This is a genomic window from Kordiimonas sp. UBA4487, from assembly GCF_002389025.1.
GTDB lineage: Bacteria > Pseudomonadota > Alphaproteobacteria > Sphingomonadales > Kordiimonadaceae > Kordiimonas > Kordiimonas lacus.
Map to the genome: position 1 here is coordinate 122918 of NZ_DGNR01000011.1, position 25359 is coordinate 148276.

The 25359-nt window shown below is 58.4% G+C and carries 22 protein-coding genes; 13 read left to right on the forward strand and 9 right to left on the reverse strand.

Annotated elements, in window-relative coordinates; genetic code table 11:
• Nucleotides 1-4: 4 nt before the first annotated feature.
• Nucleotides 5-547, reverse strand: a complete 543-nt coding sequence (locus B3Z17_RS06090) for a hypothetical protein (protein WP_286828990.1) — start codon at nt 545-547, stop codon at nt 5-7.
• Between the two features lie 142 nt (nt 548-689).
• Here B3Z17_RS06090 and B3Z17_RS06095 point away from each other — a divergent pair, with 142 nt between their 5' ends.
• The 9 genes from B3Z17_RS06095 to aroQ all read left to right on the forward strand — a co-directional run bounded on the left by B3Z17_RS06095 (nt 690) and on the right by aroQ (nt 8954).
• Entirely contained in the window at nt 690-1235 is a 546-nt protein-coding gene (locus B3Z17_RS06095) for a GNAT family N-acetyltransferase (RefSeq protein WP_286828991.1), read from the forward strand.
• Complete coding sequence (rluA, locus tag B3Z17_RS06100) at nt 1235-1894, forward strand: bifunctional tRNA pseudouridine(32) synthase/23S rRNA pseudouridine(746) synthase RluA (protein ID WP_286828992.1); 660 nt, start codon at nt 1235-1237, stop codon at nt 1892-1894. Before B3Z17_RS06095 ends, rluA begins: the two co-directional genes overlap by 1 nt.
• 204 nt (nt 1895-2098) lie before the next feature.
• Nucleotides 2099-2242, forward strand: coding sequence for a hypothetical protein (locus B3Z17_RS06105; protein ID WP_160328651.1), 144 nt, complete (start codon nt 2099-2101; stop codon nt 2240-2242).
• A gap of 108 nt (nt 2243-2350) precedes the next feature.
• On the forward strand, nt 2351-3601 hold the full coding sequence (locus tag B3Z17_RS06110) for a type III PLP-dependent enzyme (protein WP_286828993.1): 1251 nt from the start codon (nt 2351-2353) through the stop codon (nt 3599-3601).
• Between the two features lie 52 nt (nt 3602-3653).
• A complete protein-coding gene (locus B3Z17_RS06115; RefSeq protein WP_286828994.1) occupies nt 3654-4706 on the forward strand; it encodes a 1,9-bis(guanidino)-5-aza-nonane synthase in 1053 nt (350 codons plus the stop codon).
• A 5-nt stretch (nt 4707-4711) separates the two neighbouring features.
• A complete protein-coding gene (speB, locus tag B3Z17_RS06120) occupies nt 4712-5626 on the forward strand; it encodes an agmatinase (RefSeq protein ID WP_286828995.1) in 915 nt (304 codons plus the stop codon).
• A gap of 149 nt (nt 5627-5775) precedes the next feature.
• The gene (locus tag B3Z17_RS06125) at nt 5776-7005 is read left to right on the forward strand and encodes a TIGR03862 family flavoprotein (RefSeq protein WP_286828996.1); all 1230 of its coding nucleotides are present in this window, start codon (nt 5776-5778) and stop codon (nt 7003-7005) included.
• An 84-nt stretch (nt 7006-7089) separates the two neighbouring features.
• Nucleotides 7090-7962 (forward strand): alpha/beta hydrolase family protein, encoded by an 873-nt coding sequence (locus tag B3Z17_RS06130; protein WP_286828997.1) that lies wholly within the window; start codon nt 7090-7092, stop codon nt 7960-7962.
• A gap of 8 nt (nt 7963-7970) precedes the next feature.
• Nucleotides 7971-8954, forward strand: a complete 984-nt coding sequence (gene aroQ / locus B3Z17_RS06135) for a gamma subclass chorismate mutase AroQ (RefSeq protein ID WP_286828998.1) — start codon at nt 7971-7973, stop codon at nt 8952-8954.
• Here aroQ and B3Z17_RS06140 read toward each other — a convergent pair.
• The 5 genes from B3Z17_RS06140 to B3Z17_RS06160 form a co-directional block, all read right to left on the reverse strand.
• Nucleotides 8951-10168 (reverse strand): M24 family metallopeptidase, encoded by a 1218-nt coding sequence (locus tag B3Z17_RS06140; protein WP_286828999.1) that lies wholly within the window; start codon nt 10166-10168, stop codon nt 8951-8953. The two genes, aroQ and B3Z17_RS06140, sit on opposite strands and share 4 nt — an antisense overlap.
• Nucleotides 10169-10304: 136 nt before the next feature.
• Nucleotides 10305-11882, reverse strand: coding sequence for a SulP family inorganic anion transporter (locus B3Z17_RS06145; protein ID WP_286829000.1), 1578 nt, complete (start codon nt 11880-11882; stop codon nt 10305-10307).
• A gap of 150 nt (nt 11883-12032) precedes the next feature.
• Nucleotides 12033-12326, reverse strand: coding sequence for a hypothetical protein (locus tag B3Z17_RS06150; protein ID WP_068308170.1), 294 nt, complete (start codon nt 12324-12326; stop codon nt 12033-12035).
• A gap of 69 nt (nt 12327-12395) precedes the next feature.
• Nucleotides 12396-14192: a monovalent cation:proton antiporter-2 (CPA2) family protein gene (locus tag B3Z17_RS06155; protein WP_068308173.1), complete on the reverse strand. Its 1797-nt coding sequence runs from the start codon at nt 14190-14192 to the stop codon at nt 12396-12398.
• Nucleotides 14189-14731, reverse strand: coding sequence for an NAD(P)H-dependent oxidoreductase (locus B3Z17_RS06160; RefSeq protein WP_286829001.1), 543 nt, complete (start codon nt 14729-14731; stop codon nt 14189-14191). Before B3Z17_RS06160 ends, B3Z17_RS06155 begins: the two co-directional genes overlap by 4 nt.
• A gap of 296 nt (nt 14732-15027) precedes the next feature.
• On the opposite strand from B3Z17_RS06160, the gene B3Z17_RS06165 reads away from it, so the two are divergent.
• Nucleotides 15028-15306 (forward strand): energy transducer TonB, encoded by a 279-nt coding sequence (locus B3Z17_RS06165; protein ID WP_241493437.1) that lies wholly within the window; start codon nt 15028-15030, stop codon nt 15304-15306.
• Between the two features lie 104 nt (nt 15307-15410).
• On the opposite strand, the gene B3Z17_RS06170 is transcribed toward B3Z17_RS06165, so the two are convergent.
• From B3Z17_RS06170 to B3Z17_RS06180, 3 genes are all read right to left on the reverse strand, one after another.
• Nucleotides 15411-18590, reverse strand: coding sequence for a TonB-dependent receptor (locus tag B3Z17_RS06170; RefSeq protein WP_286829002.1), 3180 nt, complete (start codon nt 18588-18590; stop codon nt 15411-15413).
• A gap of 67 nt (nt 18591-18657) precedes the next feature.
• Entirely contained in the window at nt 18658-19650 is a 993-nt protein-coding gene (locus tag B3Z17_RS06175) for a FecR family protein (RefSeq protein ID WP_286829003.1), read from the reverse strand.
• A gap of 34 nt (nt 19651-19684) precedes the next feature.
• Nucleotides 19685-20368, reverse strand: coding sequence for an RNA polymerase sigma factor (locus B3Z17_RS06180; RefSeq protein WP_068308188.1), 684 nt, complete (start codon nt 20366-20368; stop codon nt 19685-19687).
• 528 nt (nt 20369-20896) lie between these two features.
• Between B3Z17_RS06180 and mobA the strand changes: the two genes are divergently transcribed.
• The 3 genes from mobA (at nt 20897) to B3Z17_RS06195 (ending at nt 25339) form a co-directional block, all read left to right on the forward strand.
• A complete protein-coding gene (mobA, locus tag B3Z17_RS06185) occupies nt 20897-21445 on the forward strand; it encodes a molybdenum cofactor guanylyltransferase (protein ID WP_286829004.1) in 549 nt (182 codons plus the stop codon).
• 232 nt (nt 21446-21677) lie between these two features.
• Nucleotides 21678-21884 (forward strand): cold-shock protein, encoded by a 207-nt coding sequence (locus B3Z17_RS06190; RefSeq protein WP_068150689.1) that lies wholly within the window; start codon nt 21678-21680, stop codon nt 21882-21884.
• Between the two features lie 209 nt (nt 21885-22093).
• On the forward strand, nt 22094-25339 hold the full coding sequence (locus B3Z17_RS06195; RefSeq protein WP_286829005.1) for a S41 family peptidase: 3246 nt from the start codon (nt 22094-22096) through the stop codon (nt 25337-25339).
• The last annotated feature ends 20 nt before the right edge of the window (nt 25340-25359 follow it).

Here is a 25359-nt window from a genome sequence, read left to right on the forward strand (position 1 = left end):
AAGGTCAGTTCTGCACCTCCACTCCGGGCCTCTCGTATCTGGCTTCATCCTTGCGGTCCAAAATCACAATCGTCTCGCCTGCGGGTAGCGCCGGAAAGGTGCCGCCACCGAACTTCCAGCCGTCCTCCGATTTGGCCATGATGACATATTCGGGCTGCTGCGGTTCCGCCTTCTCGTACTTTGTTTCCAGAAAGATGATCACCACCTGCATGTCCTTGCGGTAACAGTGGCGCATTTCGGTGCAGGGAAGCTTGCGCGCATCCACAGGGCCTGCCGTGGTGATGTTTGCCGCCAACAGGTCGCCCGACCGGGACCTGCCCTTGCTCATTGTGCGGCGCCATCGCTTCTTGTGGTGCCAGCGCTGGATGCGCGGGTGGGTCAGCTTCCACTGGTCCAGATAGCGCCCTTCTTCATAGGCTTTGGTCCAGTCAAGAAACACCTGAACGGCTTCCTTGACTTCCGCCTCTGATGCGAGCGGCGGAACCTCAATTGCCGCTGCTGGGCTGGCGACCAACAGAAACCAAAACGATAAAAGAAGACCTTTCATGAGCTTCCTCCCGGCACGCATTAAAGCAGCTTTAAGGCGCACGCACATCGCAACTTTGGCTTACAGGGCCAGAGATTTCGTTGGACAGGCCCCCACCTGCCGCCCATATGATGAAGGACCCGTATCAGCCATAGGCATTGCCATGACCCAGACACCCGATTTCGCGCACCGCGTGGCCACAAAAGAAGACATCCCTGAGCTAACCACCATCATGCATGCCTCCATCGGTACGCTGCAGGACAGCTTCCTGACGCCCGAACAGGTTCAGGCGTCCTTTGAACTGATGGGTATGGACACACAACTGATCGAGGACGGCACCTATTATGCCATCCAGTGCGGCAATGAGATTGTCGGCTGTGGCGGCTGGTCCCGGCGGGAAACGCTGTATGGCGCCAACCATACCAAAGGGCGCAACCCCCGCCTTCTGGACCCGGCATCGGAAGCTGCCCGCATTCGCGCCATGTATACCCACCCCGACTGGGCCAGGCGCGGCATTGGCCGCCTGATCATGGACTTGTGTGAAAGCAAGGCCCGCGAGGAAGGCTTCCAGACCTGCCAGCTGATGGCTACGCTGTCGGGCGAGCCGCTCTATAAGGTTTGCGGATATGAACCCGTCGTGTATGAAGAGGTCCCGACGTCCCTGGGCGTCAATGTACCGCTTATCAAAATGGAAAAGTCGCTGGTCTGATGGTCCTCCTCCTGCCCTATAATCCGCCCACCGAGCCCTGGCTCGAAATCCTGCATGAAGACGAGGACATCCTGGTGTTGAACAAGCAACCGGGGCTTCTGTCTGTGCCTGGCCGGACCGAAGAAAAACAGGACTGCCTGGCGACCCGTGTGCAGGCCCAGTTTACCGGTGCGCGGATCGTCCACCGGCTGGACATGGAAACCTCCGGCGTCATCATCATGGCGCGGCACATGGATGCGCTGAGGAACCTTGGCCGCCAGTTCGAGGACCGACTGACGGAAAAGACCTACGAAGCGCGCGTTCATGGCCATATGGGCGCGGACGAAGGCGAGGTGGATTTGCCGATGGCGTTCGACTACCCCAACAGGCCCAAGCAAAAGGTATGCTTCGAGACTGGCCGACGGGCGCTGACCCGCTACAAGGTAATTGAGCGCGAAGAGAAAGCCACCCGCGTGGCCCTTTACCCGGTCACCGGGCGATCACACCAGCTTAGGGTCCATATGCTCAGCCTCGGCCACCCGATTCTGGGTGACAATTTATATGCCGAAGGCGAAGCCTTGGAGGCCGCGCCGCGCCTGCAGCTGCATGCGAAAACCCTGACGCTCCGGCACCCTGAAACGGCGGAAATGCTCACCTTTGAAGCGCCGGTTCCCTTCTAGAAAACGCGCGCAAAAAAAATTGCTTGCAATCAGGGGGAAAAAACATCATTTACGCCGCCAGACGTAAAAAGCGCACGTGCCACGACTCCCGGGCAAACAAGCCATCAGGCTTCCGGCAGCCATGTACGGGTAACGACGCAAATCGTCCTTTGTTGATTGGGGCCGGCCACTATCCGGTCAAAGTTGATCGAGGGGTTTGCCGGAATGATCCGTACCGCACGTAAAGAAACGCTGCAGCAACTGTCTGCATCCCATGAATTTGAAGCCAACCGGCTGTTCCTGTCGGCTGACATGTACGACTATTTCTCTGTCGTACTGAAACTTTTCCATATTTCCGCGCATCGCTAAAAGATGCGCCAAACGCCGGCACTGCGCTGGCGGCCCTGTCTAGGACCCACGGATTCGTATCCCAGGGGTCATGTGCTTTTTTCCTCTTGAGTGAAGGAATCCAGGCCAATGCAGGTATTGGAAATTGTACGCCCATCGTCCCCAACCGAAGATTTTCGCGGACAGTATGGCGAACTGAATTGCTACTCCTCCATCCGTGGCGCAATCGAAGCTGAGGCCTCGAACGACAGCGTGCACCTGTTCTTCCCGGATGTTCTCCAGGACAAGGCAGCCGAGTTCCTGACCGGATTCCGCGGCCGCTCCATGTATGCGGTGAAAGCCAACCCGCACGCGGAAGTGCTGAAAACGCTGTATACTGCTGGCGTGCGCGATTTCGATGTCGCCTCCATCCGCGAGGTTGAGTTGGTGGCCGGCCTGCTGCCGGGCGCGAAGCTTTACTTCATGCACCCGATCAAGAGCCGCCAGGCCATCCAGCGCGCCTATATGATGGGTGTGCGTGCCTTCGCGTTCGACCATATGGATGAGCTGAACAAGATTCTCGAGGAAACCGGCTATGCCGAAGATCTGGAGCTGTTCCTGCGTCTTGGCGTGTCCGCCAAAGGTGCGGCTTATGAGCTTTCCGGCAAGTTCGGCGCGCCGCTTGATATGGCGCCAATGCTGCTCAGCCGTGCCCGTCAGGTCGCTATGAAGCTGGGTGTCAGCTTCCATGTGGGCAGCCAGTGCATGCGCCCGGGCGCTTTCTCCGAAGCCATTCTGCAGGCGGCGGCCGTAGTTGGCCACGCTGGCATCAAGCTGGACGTGATCGACGTGGGCGGCGGCTTCCCTGTGGCTTATCCGGGCATGGAACCACCGGCGCTCGACAGCTATTTCCAGACCATCCACAGCGCGCTCGACATGCACGGGTTCGCGGATGCTGAAACCCTGTGCGAACCCGGCCGGGCGCTTGTCGCCGAATCCGGCGCTGTCGCCGCCCGCGTGGAGCTGCGAAAAGGCACGGACCTGTATCTCAATGACGGCACCTATGGCGCGCTGTTTGACGCGGGTGTGCCAGAGTGGCCCTTCCCGCTGTCGCTTGTGACGGCTGACGGTCGCGATGTGCTTGGCGAGACCAGCTTCTACCGCTGCTTCGGTCCAACCTGCGACAGCTGCGACAAGATGGAAGGTCCCTTCCCGCTGCCGGTGGATGTGGCGGAAGGCGACTGGGTGATCTTCGAACATCTGGGCGCATACGGCCATACCATGCAAGCACGCTTCAATGGTTTCTATTCCGAAACGATGGTTGCAATTTCACGTGAAACAGACACTCCGAACACAATTTCGGTGCCGACCCTTGTGGCTGCGCCGACCCTGATTGCCTGATCGCTCTATCTAGCTTGGCAGAACCTACAGACTGAAGAATTGGACTGAAAAAATGAACGAACAAATCACCTCACCACTCGTCTCTGGCGAAAAAGCGGAACTTCTGTCGAAGAAGGTTGAGCATATCGACATCAAAAGCTTCGACGCCCGCCCGATCATCGATGCGATGGACAAGATGGCTTTCACTTCGCGCGATCTGGCCCGCGCCACCCAGATCTTCAACATGGCTGTTGAAGACAAGGACTGCAGCGTGATCCTGACACTGGCGGGCTCCACGTCCGCGGGTGGCTGCATGCATGTGTACCGCGACCTGGTGGAAGCTGGCATGGTAGACGCCATCGTCTCCACCGGCGCTTCCATCGTGGACATGGACTTCTTCGAAGCCCTTGGCTTCAGCCACTATCAGGGCGACCAGTTCATGGACGACGGCAAGCTGCGTGACCTCTATATCGACCGTATCTATGATACCTACATCGATGAGGAAGAGCTGCAGGCGTGTGACGAAACCATCAAGATCATCGCCGATAGCCTCGAGCGCCGGCCATACTCCTCCCGCGAGTTCATCTGGGAGATGGGCAAGTGGCTGAAAAAGAACGCCGTCAAGAAGGGCTCCCTGATCGAGACCTGCTATGACCATAATGTGCCGATCTTCGTGCCTGCCTTCTCTGATTGCTCAGCCGGTTTCGGCCTTGTGAAGCACCAGGTTGAAAACCCGGGCAACTATATGTCCATCGACAGCGTGGCTGACTTCCGCGAACTGACAGACATCAAGATCGCAGCGGGCCAGACCGGCCTTCTGATGATCGGTGGCGGCGTGCCGAAAAACTTTGTGCAGGACACGGTTGTTTGTGCCGAAATCCTGGGCAAGGAAGTGGACATGCACAAATACGCCGTTCAGATCACGGTTGCTGACGTGCGCGACGGTGCCTGCTCGTCATCCACGCTGAAGGAAGCCTCAAGCTGGGGCAAGGTAGACACAGTTTGGGAACAGATGGTGTTCGCGGAAGCGTCTTCCGTTGTGCCGCTTCTGGCATCTGACGCCTACCATCGCGGTGCCTGGAAGGGTCGCCCACGCCGTGAATTCGCGAAGCTCTTTCAGAAGTAAATCTGATGAAAGACGCAATCAGAAACGCGCCGTTTGACCTCTTGGCGCCCGAGGATGCTTTCCTCGGGCTCGAGGCAGAGGATGCGGCGACTTACGCTGACGCGCGCGCGGTGATCATCCCGTTCGGGCTGGAGGCTTCCGTCTCCTATGGGGGCGGCACAGCCCAGGGCCCGGCAGCCATGATTGAAGCCAGTCATCAGGTGGAACTGTTCGACGAAGACCTCTGGAAAGAGCCTTTCCGGGATTACGGCGTTGTGACCATGGCTGAAAAGCCCGTCGACGGCGCCAACATCCCGGCGGCGCTGGATAGGCTTGAAAGCTACACCCGGGCGGTGCTGGATGACGGCAAATTCCCGCTGGTGTTCGGCGGCGAGCATTCGATCACGCCAGGCGCCATCCGGCCATACTTTGACAAGTATGATGACCTGATCATCCTGCATTTCGACGCTCACGCAGACCTGCGCGACGGCTATGAGGGCGAGCACTATAGCCACGCGGCAGCGCTTCGCCGTGTGCTCGACCACCCGTCTGTCGAACTGGTGTCTGTCGGCATCCGGAATATTTCCGCAGAGGAAATCCCGTTCCTGGACGCCAACCGCCACCGCATCACCATCCATTGGGGCAAGGACCGCGATGACTGGAATGTGGAGGAGATCATTGCACCCCTGAAGGGTCGCAATATCTATCTGACGTTCGATCTGGACGGCTTTGACGGGTCGTTGATGCCCGCAACCGGCACGCCTGAACCGGGCGGGGTGATGTGGAATGATGCGATGAAGATCATCAAGGCGGCATCGAAGGCAGGCACCATCGTGGGTGCGGACATCAACGAGCTTGCGCCCATCGACGGCTTCCACGCCCCCAATTTCCTTGCCGCAAAGCTTGCCTACAAAATTCTGAATTACGCGCTGGCCCAGTAAGTCGGGCGGCTACATCAGAACAGGAAAGAGGCGGCCACTGGTGCCGCCTCTTTGCATTCATGCGTCAAATAGCCACCTCAAACCAGCTTGCTTGCCAGTGCCGTTCGCACTAGTGTCCGGGCGAGACCTGACCAGTGGGGAAAAGCGCCGTGACGCCAATTGAGGAACAAGTGGATGTTGCCATCATTGGCGCCGGGCCCGCGGGCTTGATGGCGGCAGAGGATCTGATTCATGCCGGCATCACACCAGTGATCTATGACGCCATGCCCACGCCCGCGCGCAAGTTCCTGATGGCGGGAAAATCCGGCCTGAACCTGTCGCACGCCGAACCTGTCCAGGGGTTCCTCAAGCGCTACGGCGCGGGCGAAGACCGCCTTGGAGATGCCATCCGCGGCTTCAACAGCTGGGCGATTCGTGATTGGGCCAAGGGCCTGGATACCGAAACCTTCGTCGGCAGCTCAGGCCGCATTTTCCCCACGGCCTTCAAGGCATCGCCACTGCTTCGCGCATGGCTGACACGCCTGAAGGACGGCCACGCAGTGCTCAAGACCCTGCACCGCTGGACCGGCTGGACGGAAGACGGCTCGCTTCGCATTCAGACGCCGGAACAGGAAATTGCCGTAAGGGCCAAAACCGTGATCCTGGCCTTGGGCGGTGTCAGCTGGCCCCGGCTTGGGTCAGACGGCAGCTGGGTGCCACACCTCAAGGACCGGGGCATTCGTGTGACACCCTTCCGTCCGGCCAACTGCGGTTTCAACGTGAACTGGACCGACCATTTCCGCGACCGGTTCGAGGGCGAACCGGTGAAAAACACGGTGCTGTCGTTCGCTGGGGAAGCCATCAAAGGCGACTTCGTCGTCTCCAAGCACGGGGTAGAAGGCAGCAGCATTTATGCCCATTCCGCCGCCATCCGCGACGCCATTGAGGCGCATGGGCCAGTGGCTCTGATGCTGGACCTGACCCCTGACCGCACGGCTGAACAATTGACGAATGCCCTGTCAAAGCCACGCGGCAAGAAATCCATGGCAACGCACATCAAGAAAGCCACGGGCCTCACCGGTGTCAAAGCCGCCCTGTTGCGTGAATGCCTGCCCGCGGACACCTTCACTGACCCGGCCAAACTGGCGGCAGGCATCAAGGCGCTGCCGCTAAAGCTTGAAAGCCCGCGCCCCATCGAGGAAGCCATCAGTGTCGCCGGCGGCGTAGCGTTTGAGGAACTGGATGACGCCCTGATGCTGAAGGCCATGCCGGGCGTGTTCTGTGCCGGGGAAATGGTCGACTGGGAAGCCCCCACTGGCGGCTATCTGCTGACCGCCTGTTTCGCCCAGGGCAAGCAGGCAGCCTCTGGCGCCATGGACTGGCTGAAGGCCCACGGCTGATAACACTGCATTGACTTGCACGATTGACTTGCACCGGCGCTTGGGCCTTTACTTGCCACTACATTCGGATTGGGGAGCACAATCATGCGCATCATTCTTGGCCTTCTGGCGGCCTTTACTGCACCTGCTTTTGCGGACACGGACCCGCTTCTGAGCGATCCTGTCACCATCGATGCCGACAACCCACCGGGCATGGTGGAGCTTCAAATCCCAAGCGGCGATGCCATGATGAACGGCCATATGTATCTGGCGAACGGTGCCGGGCCGCACCCGACTGTCGTTATGCTGCACGGCTTCCCGGGCAATGAGAAGAACCTGGATACGGCCCAGATGCTGCGCCGGGCGGGTTTCAATGTGCTCTATTTCCACTATCGCGGCGCCTGGGGATCAGGCGGCGATTATTCAGTCAGGAATGTGGTGGCAGACGCCGCAGCGGCTGTCGCCTTTGTGCGGGCGCAGGGCCAAGCGGGCAAGGACCGTATCGATCCCAGCCGCGTCAGCCTGTTCGGCCACAGCCTGGGCGGTTTCAATGCGCTGATGAATGGCGCAATGGACGCGGAGCTGGCCTGTACGGTGGCTGCTGCCCCGGCAGACCTTGTGAACTTCGTGGAAGCGGCCGACCCCAATACTGTTGTAAGCGCGGACGCCAATGTGCCGGTACCGGGCCTGAAGGACTATAGCTTCGCGGACCTCATCAAGGAAACAATGGCCAACAAGGCAGCCTTCAATCTGCAGTCCAGGATGGTAGCCTTCAAGGGCCGCGCGCTGATGATTGTAACAGCCAAGCAGGATGTCGTGGTGCCGCCTGAAGGCCAACAAGCGCTCGCGGACGCCGCGAAGGCTGGCGGCGCAGACCCGTTCCGCCACGTGGTGATGGAAGGCGACCATGGCTTTGCCTGGACCCGCGTTGCCTTCAACACCACCGTTACTTCCTGGATGTCAGAGCACTGTAGATAGGACCCGCCATGACCCGCCTTTTCGCTTTCCTTTTCATTGTTCTGATTGCCGCCCCCGCCGCGCTGGCTGACGCCACCATCTATCTGGTACGCCATGCCGAAAAGGTCGCCGACGGCACCCGCGACCCTGACCTGACAGCCATGGGCCGCGCCCGTGCCGATTGGATCGCAGGGTATCTTGCAGACAAAGGGCTGACCGGCATCTATTCGACCGACTATAAGCGCACGCGCGAAACGGCGCAGCCAACTGCGGAAAAAGCAGGCCTTGCCGTCAACCTCTATGACCCGCGGGCGCTTGACGCCTTCGCCGCGGAGCTGAAAAGCAAGGACGGCGTCTTTCTGGTGGTCGGCCACAGCAACACGACGCCCATGCTGGCGAACCTGTTGGCTGGCTCCCACCTCAAATATGCGGGCGAGGATGTCTATGACCAGATCTTCAAGGTCAAGCTGTCGGAGGCCGGAGCAGCCAACGTTTCCGTGAGTTTCAGCAAACCGCGGCAGGATCATATGGCGCGGCTGGAAACCCTGAAGGAGGCCATCGCCAGCAGGCTGGGCGTCATGGCCGACGTGGCACGCTATAAGTGGAACAACGACCTGCCCATTGAAGCGCCTGAGCGCGAGGCTGCTGTGCTGGACGCAACCATCAAACGCGCCACAGAAATGGGGCTGGACCCAGAGTTCGCCCGGCGCGTGGTGACGGCCCAGATGAAAGCGTCCAAAACGCTGCAAGCAGGCCTTTTCAAGGAATGGCGCGCGACTGGCGCGAAAAAGTTCGATACTGTGCCGTCGCTAGGTGACGACATCCGCCCCAAAATCGATATCCTCACCGACGCCCTGCTTGACGCGGCACAGAAGGCCGACTTTATGCTGGCCTTCTGCAGTTCTCGCGCCTCGCTTGGCACCGCGCCGTCTGATACGTCCATCTCGGCAAATGTCTGGCGGGCGGCCGCGAGCGGGTTTTCCCCGCTCGAACCTTGCGTCATAGCTGACTAAGCAGCCTCAAGCCCGAAGGGGTCATCGATGCTGTGGCTGGGCTGGGTGAACCATTTCGGGCCGTCTTCGGCCATATAGAAATGGTCCTCTAGCCGCACGCCGAACTCGCCGTCGATCACCATCATCGGCTCGTTCGAGAAGGTCATGCCGACATCAAGCGGTGTACGGTCACTTTTCACCAGATAGGGCCATTCGTGAATATCAAGCCCGATTCCGTGGCCGGTGCGGTGCGGCACACCCGGTGTCTTGTAGCCGGGGCCATAGCCCTTGCTTTCGACATAGGCCCGCGCGGCGGTATCCACGTCACCACACGGCGTGCCCAGCTGGGCGGCTTTAAACGCCGCCGCCTGTGCCGCCTTTTCCACATTCCATACCTCGCGCTGCTTGGCGTTTGGTTCACCAAACACATAGGTGCGCGTGATATCGGAAATATAGTCATGCAGCTGGCAGCCGGTGTCGATCAACACCGTATCGCCTTCCTTCAAGGTCTGCTCATAGCTCACCCCGTGCGGGAAGCTGGTGGCCTTGCCGAACAGCACAATCACAAAATAGCTGCCCTTCGGGGCACCCACGCGCTTGTGCGCTTCGTGGATGAACTCTTTCACTTCCGCCGTGGTGATGCCTTCGCGCAGGATGCGCGCGGCAGCCTTGTGCACCTCGATGGTCATTTCCATTGCGCGTTTGATCAGCGCGATTTCGGATTTGGTTTTGCGGGTGCGGCAACCGGCGGTCACCGGCTTGGCGTCCACATAGTCATAGCCCGGATGGGTCAGGCGGATGCCGTTGGTCATGGCGAAGCTGGTGCTTTCGTCCATGCCGATGCGCCCATCCTTGATACCAAGGTCCGCAAGCAGGTTCCCGAACAGCTCATAGGGGCTTTCGTGCTCCTCCCAGCCGTGGATTTCGCCCTCGACGCCCATGAAGTCCTTGACTGTGTCAATCTCGAACGCCGGGCAGATATAATGCAGCGCATCCTGTGTCACGATCGCGCCCACAAGCCGCTCGCTGGCGTACCAGCGCGTGCCAGTGAAATAGTAAAGGTTGGTGCCTGCGTTCAGATAAACGGCCTCGAGGCCTTCGGATTTCATCAGGGTGCGGGCCTTCTGAAGCCGCGCGTCAAATTCGCCCCGCCCGATGGGCGACACGCCCGCTGTCATATCGGAAAGTTTCGCCAGTTCTTCCTGGGCTGTTGAGCCCCCTACGCCAATTGTCATTGCTGTCCCTCGCTTATACTCATCAAGTTTGCGCGCAGACTATCAGCTTTTCCCGGCAAGAAAAGGAAATTGTATACAATTTATCGAGAGTGTCTTCAGGCAAAAAAAACAGGGCCGCGCGGGCCCTGAATTTTCTTTACCAACTGGCGGACTTGCTCAGCTGTTCGCCATAGTCCACAGCCACGCCGTAGATCGGATCTTCCTCATGGCTGGCCTTGACCATAGTGCCCGCTTTTTTCAGAAGCGCCTTGCAGTCAGACGACAGGTGCACAAGCCGAAGCGTGCGGTCAGCGCGCTTGTAGCGGTCGGCCAGCGCATCGATGGCCTGCAGGCCAGAATGGTCCAGCACCCGGGTTTCTGCGAAATCAACGATCACACGGTCTGGGTCTGTCTTGGGGTCAAACAGCTCATTGAAGCTTTCAACCGAGCCGAAGAACAGTGGGCCCGAAAGACGGTAGACCTTGCGGCCCTTGGCGTCCTGTTCCACGCGCGCCACGATCCGGGTGGAGCTTTTCCAGGCGAACACCAGCGCCGCCACGATCACGCCCACGACAACGGCCATGGCCAGATCGCTCACCACGGTCACACCAGACACCAGCACCAGCACGAAGGCATCGGATTTCGGGATTTTGTGCATGATGCGAAGGCTGGACCAGGCAAAAGTTGCGATCACCACCATGAACATTACACCCACAAGGGCGGCCAGCGGGATCTGTTCGATCAGACCGCTTGCGAACAGGATGAAAGCCAGCAGGAACAACGCCGCGGATGTGCCCGACAGCCGCGTACGGCCACCCGATTCCACATTGATCATGCTCTGGCCGATCATGGCACAACCACCCATGCCGCCAAAGAAACCAGTGATGATGTTGGCCGCACCCTGGGCCGCACATTCCTGGCTGGCGCCGCCTTTGGTCTCGGTAATTTCCGCCACCAGGTTCAGCGTCAGGAGCGATTCGATCAGGCCGATCGCGGCAAGGATCAGGGCATAGGGCAGGATGATGCCGAATGTTTCCAGATTGAACGGGACGCTTGGGATATGGAAGTCCGGCAGGCCGCCAGCGATGGACGCCATGTCACCCACCGTGCGCACATCAAGATCAAGGCCGATCACAATACCGGATATCGCCAGGATACCCACAAGCGGTGCAGGCAGGAATTTGATGAATTTGCCGGAAAGCACGATCAGCGCCATGGTCAGACCCACCAGACCAAGCATCAGGAAAAGCTGTTCGCCGGCCATCCAGTGCAGCGCACCTTCAGCGTCCTTCACCTTGAACTGGCCAAGCTGGGCCAGGAAAATCACAATCGCGAGGCCATTCACGAACCCAAGCATCACGGGGTATGGCACCATGCGGATAAACTTGCCGAGGCGCGCAATACCCGCCAGCACCTGAATAATGCCCATCAGGATCACGGTTGCGAACAGATATTCAACACCGTGCGTCACCACCAGTGACACCATCACGACCGCAAGCGCGCCCGTGGCGCCGGAGATCATGCCCGGACGACCACCAAACAGCGCGGTCACCAACCCGACGATAAAGGCGGCATAGAGGCCAACAAGCGGATGCACATGGGCCACGAAAGCAAAGGCCACCGCTTCCGGCACCAGCGCAAGCGCCACCGTCAGGCCCGACAGGACCTCGGTCTTGATACGGTCAGGGGTGAAGTTCGCGGCCAGGCTGGCCTTGTTTTTTGCCGTCGACTGCACGGGATTTCCTTCAGCGTTGGAGACGTCTGTTGCGGGTTAAGGGCACGCACGCGCGCACCCCGCGCAAAATTGAGCGTGCCTTCTGGGCCATTTTGCCCGGAAATGCAAGCTTTGGGCGGCCCACTATGGCCTGAAAAGATGAAATTTCTGTTAGGCGTTTGGTGCCGCGGCGCCGGTCTCGAGCGGGATTTCGATGTCCGTTTCGCCCGCCTCAAGCATATAGACCACCGCCAGCATGGCCAGTTTGCCCATCTCGTCCGTCACCTTGCCCACATCACCTGCGTGCATGTAGCCCGACAGCATCGATGCCGCCTGGCCGTGGGTCATATCCACTTCCCGAAGCAGATTCACGATAACGGGATAGTCCTGGTCGGCCACATCGAAAGTTCCGTTCAGGAACGGTTTTTCATCCTTCAGTACGGTGACGGTCAGTTTCCTGGGCATATCTCTCTCGCTTAAATTCGGGCTTGTCTTGGCGCGGCTTTAACGCGGCCGGTGCACCCAGGTCAAGGCCTACTGCCAATCTTTGTCACGGCCTTTGATCTCTTCCTCGTCCGCCTGCATCAGCCGCTCGAGTTCCTGCCGCGCCTTGATGGCAAAGTCGATGGCCTTCTTCTGGTCGCCCCGGAACTGCCGCGAATCCTTCAGCATCTTTTCGTCATAGCCGCGGAACTTGCGCGCCACCCGGTGCGCCTGATGGGCGCCGAAACCGAGTTCTTTCAGTGTCAGCTCACCGATCTCAAGCGCGGAACCGAACGTTTCCCGGCGCGCCAGCGTGACACCGATTTCAGCCAGGTCAGACACATCGCCCCGCCCCCGGGCGCGCGCCAGGATCGCCAGATCAGGATAAAGCCGCCTGACCAGCTTGGCCGTCTCCAGAAGTACTTCCTGATCATCGATCGCCAGCACCAGGACCCGGGCCTTGGCTATCCCCGCCGCTTCCAGAAGGTCGAGCCGACCGGCATCGCCATAGAAAACCTTGAAGCCGAATTTCCGGAGCATCTCAATGTGGTTGGGATTATGGTCCAATACTGTAATGGGGATCCCGAGCGACATCAGCAGCCGCCCGACAATCTGGCCGAAGCGCCCGTAGCCGGCGATGATGACCGGATGGCCTTCGTCCCGCACGTCGCTTTCCAGCTCCTGCTCCCGGCACACACGTGGGCAGATATAGCGGTCATAAACCAGCATCAAAATTGGCGTTGTCAGCATGGAGAAGGTTGCGATCAGCACCAGAAGGCCCGCCAGTTCGGTGTCCACCAGCCCGGCCTGCGCCCCCAGGGAAATCAGAACAAAGGCGAACTCGCCGCCCTGCGACAGCACAAAGGCAAACAGCCAGCCATCCGCCAGCGACATTTTCGCGGGGCGGGACAGTGCAAGCAGCACCAAAATCTTCACCGCCAGGAAGCCGCCAAGCAACATGAGCACCCGCAATGGGTCGGCGATCAACAGCGAGAAATCCACCGTCATACCGACGGCTATGAAAAACAGGCCGAGGAGCAAGCCTTTGAAAGGCTCCAGGTTAAGTTCAAGCTCGTGCCGATACTCTGATTCGGCCAACAGCACACCAGCAAGGAAGGTGCCCAGCGCCATGGAAATGCCCACCGCCTGCATCAACAGGCCGGTACCGATCACCAGGAACAGGGAAAAGGCCGTGAACACCTCCCGCAGGCGTGTTTCTGCAATGAAACGGAACACCGGCCGCAAGAGATAGCGCCCCCCAACGATGATCAACAGGAAGACGGCGAACGGCTTGAGGAAGGCGGCAACACCCAGGTCTTGCGCTATGGCATGGGTGGCAAACAAGGGAACGATGGCAAGCACCGGAATCATGGCCAGGTCCTGGAACAGCAGAACCGAAAAGGTCAGCCGCCCCACAGGGTTTTTCGACAGGCCCCGTTCCTCAAGGGATTGCAGCGCAATCGGGGTGGACGAAACGCCAAGCGAAAGTGCCGCAATAAGCGCCACCCCAAGTTCAAGGCCCAGCAAACTGGCGCATAAGCCCAGAAGAAGCACGCTCATCAGAACCTGCGCGCCGCCCAGGCCGAATACCGGCTTCCTGAGCTGCCACAAGGTCGCAGGCTTGAGCTCCAGCCCGATCAGGAACATCAACATGACCACTCCGAATTCGGAGAATTTGAAGATGGTGTCCACGTCGGAAATCAGCTTCAGGCCCCAGGGGCCAATCACCATGCCCGCCACCAGATAGCCCAGCACCGCCCCCAGACCGAGGCGTTTGAATATGGGCACCGCTATCACGGCGGCCGCCAGATAGATCATCGCGCTTTCAAGAAATCCTTCTGTCATCATGCGGCTTTCTCCATGACATGGCGCCGGATAGCAGCCGTGAAGCGCTCGGCCTCGCCCTTGATATCGGCCGGTGTGATCTGGCCAACACCGTGACAGATATAAGGTGTCACCAGCCGCATACCGCAAAAGCTGGCCGTTTGTTCAAATGGCCTCAGATAGGCAGACATGGGGGCCCCGTGCGGGCGGGTTTCAGCGTAGGATGCCGCATCACCGCCGGTGGTGACCGCCAGCATGAAATGCTTGCCCTTGAGAGCCGTGCCGCCGGCGCCAAACGCAAATCCCTTGGTCAGCACGCTGTCCTGCCATTCCTTCAAAATAGCAGGGGCGCTGAACCAGTAAATCGGGAACTGAAAGACCACCAAATCCGCCTGCACCAAGGCTTCCTGCTCGTGCGCGACGTTGATATGCATGTCAGGATACATTTCATAAAGGTCATGCACTGCCACCTCCGGCACCTGCCTGGCAGCCAGAATCAAATGCCTGTTCAGGCGCGAACGCTGGGGGTTTGGGTGCGCAAAAAGGACCAGTGCGCGGCTCATAGACTTCCTCATATCGCCGGTGGAACTTCCGCCATAGCATAGGCAATGCGCGGGCGTTGCACCACACATTCTATTGTGATGCAGTTTCCCTTGCCCTTCATCCTATGGTTTAATGATTGTTAACCGGTCCTGTGCATAGTGGATACGCTTTTATTTGGGAGCCTCCGGGCTCCAGCCAGCGCCACCATGACGGCGTAACATCATAAAGGTAATTGGCCATGATGATCCGACTTACCAGCGCAATTCTTGTAGCCTCGTTCCTTTGTTTCTCATCCCCTGCAGTGCTCGCAGACGCAATGACTGACTGGCAGCAGGCCGTTGTACAGAAGGTGAGGGCTAAACAGGGCTATCCCCGATTGGCCGTTGCCAGGCAAATTGAAGGCCGTGCCAAAGTGCGCCTGACTGTGGCCGCCGATGGCACCATCAGCAATTATGAAATTGTTGAAGCCACGGGCGAAGATGTGCTGGACCGCGCCATCCCGCCGCTTATCGGCAAGCTGAGCCCTCTGCCGCCGCTGCCTGATGGCCGGACAGACCTTACATTTGTGCTGCCGCTGAACTGGTCGCTCGACTAACTTTCCCGCCCAACCGACGCGGTTCCGTTTTGCGCCGCGTCGACATCAGGCTCTACTGACCAAAGGGCGCCACAGGCGCCCAATGAGTCAGACCCCTTCACACGCTAGAAATCAAATACGGCGCCCAGATAGAAGCGACGACCCAGCGTGTCATAGAATTGGGGGAATGTGTCCTGCACGGAGCCCGCAAATACCCGCGGGGCATCTTCGTCAAACAGGTTTCGAATACCGCCATAGAAGGTGACATGGCTGTTCATCCGCACCCGCGCAGCAATGTCGTTATAGATGACTGTAGGAATTCGTGCCTCAGGCAGATCGGTGAATGCAAGGTTGGACGTGGCACTACCCCGGATGCGCACATCCCAATCCACCGTTACATTACCCATATCAAAGCTGACACCGGCCTGAAGCCTGTGCTTTGGGTATTTCGGCAAACCACGCAATTCTTCAACCGGGCCGTCAGCGGAGTTTTGCTGCCTGGCATCCAGGTTTCGCGAATAAAGCCCGGACACTGTCACCCCATCAATGAAGCTATCCTGTCCCTTCAGGTCCAGCAGATACTGGAGTTCGACATCATAGCCCTTCAACCAGAATTTGCCGGCGTTGAAGATGGTACCGGTGGCCGCTAAGAGGTTCCCTGTTGACGGATCACGCTGGATATAGGGGCTTCCGGTTACCGGATTGTCGCCACAGAAAATGTTGGTCAGTCCCTCGCTCCGGTAACACACATCCAGAAGCTGGTCAGCATCCAGATTGACGATATAATTCGACACCTTGATGCGGTAGGTGTCGACCGAGAGCCGGAAACGACCCGGGAAATGATCAAAAAGGCCATCGCTATCGAGCGACAGGCCCCATGTCAGGTTCGACGACCGCTCCTCGCTCAGATTCGGATTGCCGAAGCTTTGGATATCGACAGGCGACTGGCTCTGCGTAAAACCATCGGGCACTCCAAGCGGGCCGTTGCTGCGGCAGTTGTCTGCCAGGGTGCTGCTGTCAAAAGGACTGAGGTCGGCGCATGGATCCTGGAACGTATCGAAACCACTGGGTCCGCCCGCGAACAATTCGGCAATATTGGGGGCACGCCGCCCGCTTTGGTAGGACAAGCGCACAGACACGCCACCGCCCGGATTCCAGTATCCCCCGGCATGCCAGTTGATGATACCGCTGGTGGTGGAAAAATCAGACAGGCGCAGACCGAAGGTGGCCGTCAGTTCCTTGGCGAATCGCAGATCCTTCAAAAGCGGTGCGGTGACATCGAAAAAGCCTTCGATGGCATCAAAGCTGCCGCTTGAACCCGGGAAAACCAGTGACCCACTGACCGGACGGGCCTCCAGTGCGGGATCAGGCTCGTCGTCCAGGGCTTCATGTCGATATTCAAGCCCGAGCGTCAGCTTGGTGTCCTCGTCTGTGAACCATTCCAGCGGCCCGGAAATCGCAAAGCTGAATATATTCTGGCGGGTATGGATTTTCCGCGTGGCGTTTGGCGCCTTCAGGAAGTCCACCTGGGAGTCGCTCAGATGGCCAAACCCGAACGGGTTTATCACGCTACATCCGACGGTGCGGGCACACAGGTCCGGGTCGAGCGACGCAGCATAATTCTTGAGATCAAGGAGGCCGTCTCTCTCTTCATCCACTTCGTTTCGGCCAAACTGATAATAGACGTCATAGGACCAACCGGGTGCCATCATGCCCTGGAAACCGATGAGAGACCGGATGGTGCGGCGCGCGATGTGCGTTCGGCGCGGGCCCAATTCAACGATACGGCGCGACAGGATCAGGCCCTCGGCGCCTGACAGGCCTTCCTCGGCCAGCAGCGCTCGTACATCGTCAGGGACAAAAGGGTTGCTCAGCGGCACTGTAACCAGCTTGCCGTCCTCAATCGTCAGGCCTGAGCCAAGCGACAGCGGTATTGGCGCCAATTGAGAAACGACTTTGGTGTCCGCAAGGCTGTTCTCGAATATCAGCTTGTGGCCCGGGGCAATATCATAATTCAGGTTCAGGGTGGCAAATACACGGTCAATCGGGGTGATCAACGTATGCCCGTTAGCGAAATTATAGATTTGGTCTTCGCGGCCTTCATGCATCTCAATCGCCGTCCCGGCTTCATTGAACAGATAGCGCTCCGACAATGAGGCAATGTCGCCCCCCGGCAAGACAACACTTTGGAAGTGTCCTTCCGGGACAAAACTGCTGCCGCCAAACCCACGCGTAAACACAGCGCCTTCTTCAAACGACCGGCGTCCATTTAGGGCAAAGCCACTTGGGTTCGACGTTACTTCCCGGTCTGACATATAAAGGCCGGACTGATCATCGATGGTCAGGCTTGCGATCACACTGCCCTTGCCTTCCGAAAATTCGTTGCCGAAGGTCAGGGTGGCCAGAATTTCCTCACGGTCGCCGCGCTCTGTCACACCGCCCTGAACGGCACCGCTCCAGCCGTCCAGATGGTCCTGCAGGGTGAAATTCACCACGCCAGAAACCGCCTCACCGCCGTAGGAAGTCGCTGCGCCGCCGTTGATGATTTCAATGCGTTCCACCAATGACGCGGGGATGCTGTTTAGGTCCACACCGTAAAGCGTCAGCGATCCACCAAATGTGGGTACGAATCGCCGTCCGTTCACCAGCACAAGCGTCCGCTCCGGCCCGATACCTCTGAGGTCGGCCATGTTCAGCCCGGCCGGGGTACCAAAGATCGTGGTATTGGCTGATGTGATATCCGACAACATGCTTGGCAGTTCAAACAGAAAGTCCGAAACATTCACCTTGCCGCCAAACTGCACATCTTCGCCGCCCAGCGCCTGGGTCGGCTTGAATTTATAGTAAGGCGGATTGCTGGTGCGGGTGCCAACAATCAGCAGCTCATCGATCACCGCTGTGGCGCTCAGTGACAGGCTTCCTGTGTCTGTCACCGGTACGAAGCCTGCGCCGCCACCCACCGGGCGCGTAATCACGGGCCGGACCGGCACAATCGCCAACGTATTGCCGCCCACGTCCACTACATGCAGGCCGCTGTTGGCAAGCAGAAGGTCCAGCGCAACCTTGGCAGAATATTGGCCCGCCAGGTCAGGCGCATCCTTGCCCGCAACAAGGCGGCTGTCGAACACCAGGCCAAGGCCTGTCAGGTCTGTGAATTCCAGCAGGGCGTCAGAGAGGGCTTTCCCTGTCAGGTCGAACTGCACCATGGTGTTGATGCTGGCAACCTCATTCGTTGCCGCAATCTCAGACGCAAAAACGGGACCCCCTATAGCGAGGGTCACCGCCAAATAAGATACCGATGTCAAGCCACTGCACTTCATCCCGAGCCCTTTTAAGCCTCCCCGCTGGCACGAGTATCGCTTCTAGGACGATCTAATTCTTTTGTCTCGCATAAAGAAGTATCACGCCGTCCAGACGCTTGACCGCGTCAATTGAAAATGCCGATTCAAGGGCATCTACAACGACGTCCTGGTCCGTGAGGTTAAAGGTACCGGATACCGGCAGGTCCGCCAACTGCGCGTCCGCTATTTCAAGCGGTGCGTTGAAATAGCGATTCAGGTCCTGAACAACAACACTGAGCGGTGTCTCGTGATACAGCGCCTTACCTGTGCGCCATGCCATGACGGACCCGGTATCGAAGCCTTCAACAACGGCCTCATTCTTGTTGGCGTCATGCTCTGCCTGCTCGCCCGCATGCAAAAGTGCCACTTCACGCACATCGTCATCATCTGACCGCTGTGCGACCGACACCAGACCTGAAAGGACCGATACAACATTCGACGAAGCGCCCAGGCGGACATTGAACTTGGTGCCCAGCACCCGCACCTGCGTATCGCCTGCATCAACAATGAAAGGACGGCTTTCATCCCGCTTGACGCTGAAGAAAGCCTCGCCCCGTTCGATAGTGACGTGGCGTTCGTCGTCCTCCATAAGGGTGGTAACCTGAGTATTGGTATTCAGCTGAAGCACGCTACCGTCCGCCAGCGCGATGGTGGACCGCTGGCCCTTCGCAGTCGCATACGTAACCGGCTCAGGCGCTGAAACCCACATGCTCACGGACAAGACAGCCGCAACAACAAAGCCTGCTGCCAGAGAAGAAATGCCTGCAACCCAGCGCTGACGCTTGCGCTCTTCGGCGGCCTCGTGAAGCTCACGCTCGAATTCTTCCTGGAGCGCAGCCTCGCCAACCGCGTCAAGGTCAGCGGTCATCGCCGCCAGTTCAGCATAAGCCTGGGAGTGGCGTGGGTCTTCGTCCCGCCAGTCCGCCAGGTCCGCTTCGGTATGCGCACGATTGTCGCCAGACATAAGCCCCACAGCCCATTGGGCCGCCTGCTCTTCTATGTCCTGCTTCTTGCTTATTGTCATCACTTCAAGGCCTTTCGCCTGTAGTCCACTTTTGTCACGCCTTGCCACCCCGGCCCCGCCGCGTCTTGCGGGGTAACGGCAAAATGGCAGCGCCCGGCTTCTTCAACAGCCGGGTGCGAAGGCGCTTGAGGGCGTCCATCATATATTTCTCAACCGTGCTTTCGGACACACCCATCTCGCCTGCAATCGCAGCATAGGTCTTGTCCTCAAACCGGTTTTTGATGAAGGCGATCCGCGGCTTGTCAGGCAACGCCCGGATCGCATCCATCATTTCCCCCACATCCTGCCTGTGCCCAAGGGCTTCTTCGGGCGTCGGGTCGTCCGTTGGCAGGTCTGCGACAGTCTTCGAGACACTGTCATCATCCACCTGCACCTGGCGCCTGAGCACACGGCCACGGCGCTTCAATTCATTAATCGCCAGATTTGCCGCGGTCTTGAACAGGAGAGCCTGAGGGTTCTCTATTACTTCGACACTCGCAAAGCGGTAGACCCTCATATAAACATCCTGGGCGACATCGGATGCGTCGTCCGCATTGCCCAGTTTCTTGGTGATCCAGCCCACCAACAGCCCATGACTGGCCTTGATGGTGGCCTCAAGCGCCCGGATATTTTTACGCCGCGCAGCCTCGTCCAGAAGCGGACGATCCCCGCCTCCCACGTCCTCGGGTGCCGGCTCGCCGTCTTTCACCAGTTTGATATGCGGTGCTTTTCGCAGCACAAATATTCCCTCACCTATCCGAAGTACCGCCTTTGAGGCTGTCGCCACCAAAAGGCCCGCTTCGCCCCCCGTTTCCCCGAGCACTGAAACACCAGCGTTCCTGCGCCTTCTAAACGGAAAATCAGAACCAATAGTTTGGTCATAGATCGTCCGTCTTAGGCCAGCAACAAAAAAAGTTGGAGGGATGGCGTCAGATGGGTTGTCTAATGGTACGAAGCACAGATGGTGTTTCCTCTCATGTTTTAACTTTCCAAGCGGAGCGGGTATTTTGCCCACTCCGCTATTTCTCTTGGAAATTTAAATAAATATTTCCAAATAAACAGTTATTTACTTATAGTTTATTGTAATAATATTTCGTTTAGCGCATCACTTTTCCTGGCGTTACTTAAAAGCAACACCTACCTGACAATCTGCCCCATCCCACACCCGGAACCTTCAGGCAACGCCGCCGTTTCGCTGTTTTCCTAAACCATTGATATAGTTTGGGCGCACAAGAACCGCCCAAACCCGGGTGATTCGCCGTATGAAATGGGACAAATCCGTCTTATCATCCCCGGCATGACCGAAACCCTGACAACATTCGTCCTGGCGGGCGGGCGCTCCAGCCGCATGGGGCAAGACAAGGCCGAGATAGAAATCGACGGCCGCAGCATGCTTGACCGCGCCTGCGATTTGGCCGCTGAGGTGGGCAGCGACCGGGTTGTCGTCTTGGGGCGGCCGGACCACCCGTTAGGCGCGGCAGACGAACAGCCTTTCGCAGGTCCCGCACGTGCCATCGCCGCGTACCTGCCGCGCCTGCAAAAGCCCGCGCGCATCCTGGTACTGCCGGTCGACATGCCTTTCCTGAAGCCCAATCATATCAAGGCCTTGCTGGCAAACACACCAGGGGCCTACTTTGATGATATGTATTTGCCCTTCACCGCCCTCGTGCAGGAAGGTGTCACCATAATCGGTGATCGCATACGGGACCTGCATGCCGCCTTTGGCGTGACAAGCATACCGTCAGACCCTGCCTGGGGTGACGCCCTTGTGAACATAAACACGCCAGCGGTGCTGGCGCAGATTGCCGGGAAATAGAAAGCTGCGTCATTTAGGGCACAGGCCAACCGGAATGTCATATAATTTTCATTCCGTTACATCTTGAATCTGCTGGACAGCAGCCTGCGTTAGTATAAGGTGCGTTTTGCATGGATTTGGAATCACTTGACCCAAGTCTGAATGCGGACTGCGACTGATCTGCTTGGTACCGAACTGTTTCCAAAAACGCCGATGCCACGACTGACTTCGCTACTACTTGGAGACCACTAAGATGGCAAACGGTACTGTAAAATGGTTCAACACCACTAAAGGCTTCGGCTTCATTAAACCAGAAGATGGCGGCAACGACGTGTTCGTACACATCTCTGCTCTCGAGCGCGCTGGTCTTTCCGGCCTCGAAGACAACCAGCCTGTTTCTTACGAACTGGTTGAAGACCGCCGTGGTCGTATGTCTGCTGGCGAGCTGAAGCTTCGCTAACAGAATTCATACCGCAAGGTAGGAAAGGGACGGTTTTTACCGTCCCTTTTTTTGTGTCATTTTCCATCATCCCAACGTCCCCGCTGGCGCGGCAATCAGTCCCACTACTGGACCAGTTGCAATCCGCCTTCAGGCGTGGCAGGAAGAATCCCTATAAAAAGTGGCCGCTTCGGGGGAAGCTGCCGACAACGGGGATCCCGGGGGATATAATGAAAAAGACATCCATCACACTGACACTTGCCACACTTATGTCCGGCACTGCGCTCGCGGCCGACATCAGCCCGAACTGGCTCCAGCATGCCGCCATCTCACCAAACGGCGACGAGATCGCTTTCAGCTACAGGGGCGACATCTACAAGGTCCCAGTGAAAGGCGGCACAGCCGTTCCGCTGACAGTGAATGCAGCCTGGGAAGGCCACCCGGTCTGGTCGAAGGACGGCAAGACGCTGGCTTTTGCGTCTGACCGCAATGGCAATCTGGATGTCTATGTCATGCGGGCGACAGGTGGCGATGCCACCCGGCTGACGTTCCATTCTGCAGACGATATCCCCAGCGATTTCACAGAAGACAGCAAAAGCGTGCTGTTCCAGTCTGCGCGGCTGGACGATGCTGCCAGCAGCCAGTTCCCTGCTTCAGCCTATCCGGAACTATATTCTGTCGGCCTGTCTGGTGGCACGCCTGTGCAGCTTCTTACCCTTCCGGCTGTGAACGCACACTGGAACAAGGGCGGCGACAAGCTGATCTACCAGGAGGAAAAAGGCCGCGAAAGTGATCTTCGGAAACACGACCGCTCTGCCTTCGCCCGCGATGTGTGGATGTATGATCCCAGCACCGGTGCCCATACCCAACTGACGACCAACCCGGCCGGTGACCAGGAACCGGTTTGGGGCCGGAAGGATGATAGCTTCTATTTCCTTAGCGACCGCAGCGGCACCTTCAACGTCTGGGCCGGCAAAGTGGGCAGCGACGCCAGGCAACTGACAGACCACAGCCTGCATGCCGTCAGGTCCCTGTCTGCGGCCAAGGATGACACGCTCGCCTACCTCTATTTTGGCGATCTTTATACCGTCAAGCCCGGCAGGAAACCGAAAGCCATTGAGGTGACCTTCGCCAATGATGGCCACGGTACAGAAGAAGAGCGCCTGTCGGTTGCAGGCCGCATTGGTGAGTTTGCCGTGTCCCCGAACGGCAAGGAAATCGCCTTCGTCTCGCGCGGGGACGTGTTTGTCACTTCAACCGAATTCGCCACAACCACCCGCATCACCGACACGCCGGGCATGGAACGCAGCGTCAGCTTCACCAAGGACGGTGACGGCCTTCTGTATGCGGCAGAGCGGGACGGCAAGTGGCGCATCATGGAGACAAACCGCAAGTATGACGGCGAGAAATATTTCTTCACGGCCACAGGGTTTGAGGAAACCGAGCTGTTTGAAACAGACGAGGACGCATTCCAGCCGCTGTCTTCACCCGACGGCAAGAAGGTCGCCTTCATTGGCACGCGCGACAATATCCGCGTTTATGACCGCGACAGCAAAAGCGTCACCACCGTGCTGGACGCCACACAGAACTATTCCTATGTGGACGGGGACATCACCTTTGACTGGTCGCCCGACAGCAAATGGATCACGGCGGATTTCGCCTCAAACGGTCGCCTGTTCTTCACCAATGTCGCCATTGTGCCGGCCGACGGCAGCGAAAGCCCACATGATATCAGCCTTTCGGGCTACACGGACACGTCGCCCACCTGGCACGAAAGCGGCGGCATCATCTATTGGTACAGCGCCCGCTACGGCCAGCGTGACCACGGCAGCCACGGCACCCAGTTCGATATTTATGCCAGCTTCCTCAACAAGGATGCCTGGGACAAATTCAAGGCAAACAAGGAAGAGCTGGCGCTGAAGAAAGAGGCGGACGCCGAAGCGGAAAAAGCCAAGAAGGATGATGAGAAAGAGGACGACACCAAAGACAGCGACAAGAAAGACGCTGAAAAGGTGACGCCCATCGCCATCGAATGGGACAAAATCGAAGACCGCCAGGCGCGGCTGACAATCCATTCGTCCAACCTTGGCACGGCGCTCCTGTCGAAGGACGCGGACAAGCTCTATTATCTGTCGTCGTTTGAAGGCGGTTATGACCTGTGGGTTCACGACTTCCTGGAAAATGAGACCAAGAAGCTGCTGCCGCTGGGCGCAGACCGGGCCTCAATGACCCTCTCTGAAGACGGCAAAACCCTGTTCCTGCTGGCGGACGGCGCCTTCAAGAAAGTGGACACCAAAAGCGGCAAGCCTGAGGGCATCAAGGTGTCCGCCGACCAGACCATCAGGGCATCTGCCGAGCGCCGCTACCTGTTCGAGCATATCTGGCGTCAGGTGAATGACAAATTCTACCGGCCCGGCTTCCACGGCCAGGACTGGGATGCCATGCGCCGCGACTATGCGAAAAAGGTGGATAGCACGTCAAACAACCGGGATTTCGCCCGCCTGATGGAAGAAATGCTGGGGGAACTGAACGGCTCGCACACCGGCGCTTACTATCGGGGCGGCAATGGCGGCACCAGCACTGCAGCCCTGGGCCTGTTGTTCGAGAACGGCAGCTTCCGCGTGACTGAGGTGCTGGAAGACAGCCCAGTGCTGGAGGCTGAAAAAACAGTCGCGGCCGGCATGACCCTGACAGCCATCAACGGCACCAAACTTGATGCCACGACCAACATGTTCGCCCTTCTGGACGGCAAGGCCGGTGAGCGCACCCGCCTGACCTTCAAACCGGAAGACGGCGAGGCCTTCGATATTGTCGTCAAGCCCACCAGCCTGCGCGATGAGGCAGACATGATGTATGACCGCTGGGTGGAAAGCCGCCGCAAGCTGGTTGAGGAACTCTCGGGCGGACGCCTTGGCTATGTCCATGTACCGCGCATGGCAGACAATGTTTACCGCAGCGTCTACCGCGACATGTTCGGGCGTTATATGAACGCCGAAGCGCTGGTTGTCGACACCCGCAACAACCGGGGCGGCGACCTGACAAACGACCTGATCAAGCTCCTGGACGGCAAACAATATATGACCAACATGCCGCGCGGCCGCAAAGCCCAGGGCGAACCGCTCACACAGTGGACCAAGCCTTCCATCGTACTGATGAACGAAGGCAACTATTCTGATGGGCACTGTTTCCCGGCGGGCTTTGCCGCGCTTGGAATGGGCAAGACCGTAGGCATGCCGGTGCCGGGTACTTGTTCCTACGTCTGGTGGGAACGGCTGATGACCGGTGACCTGGTATTCGGCATCCCGCAGATGGGCATTCTGGATACAGAAGGTGACTGGATGGAAAACAAACAGCTTGAGCCTGATGTGAAAGTGAAAAACATGCCCGGTGATGTTGCTGCAGGCAAAGACGCGCAGCTTGAAGCAGCCGTGCGGGTGATGCTTGAGGACCTGGATACCGCCCCGAAATCTGAATAAGACAGGGGCATCTGAATAAA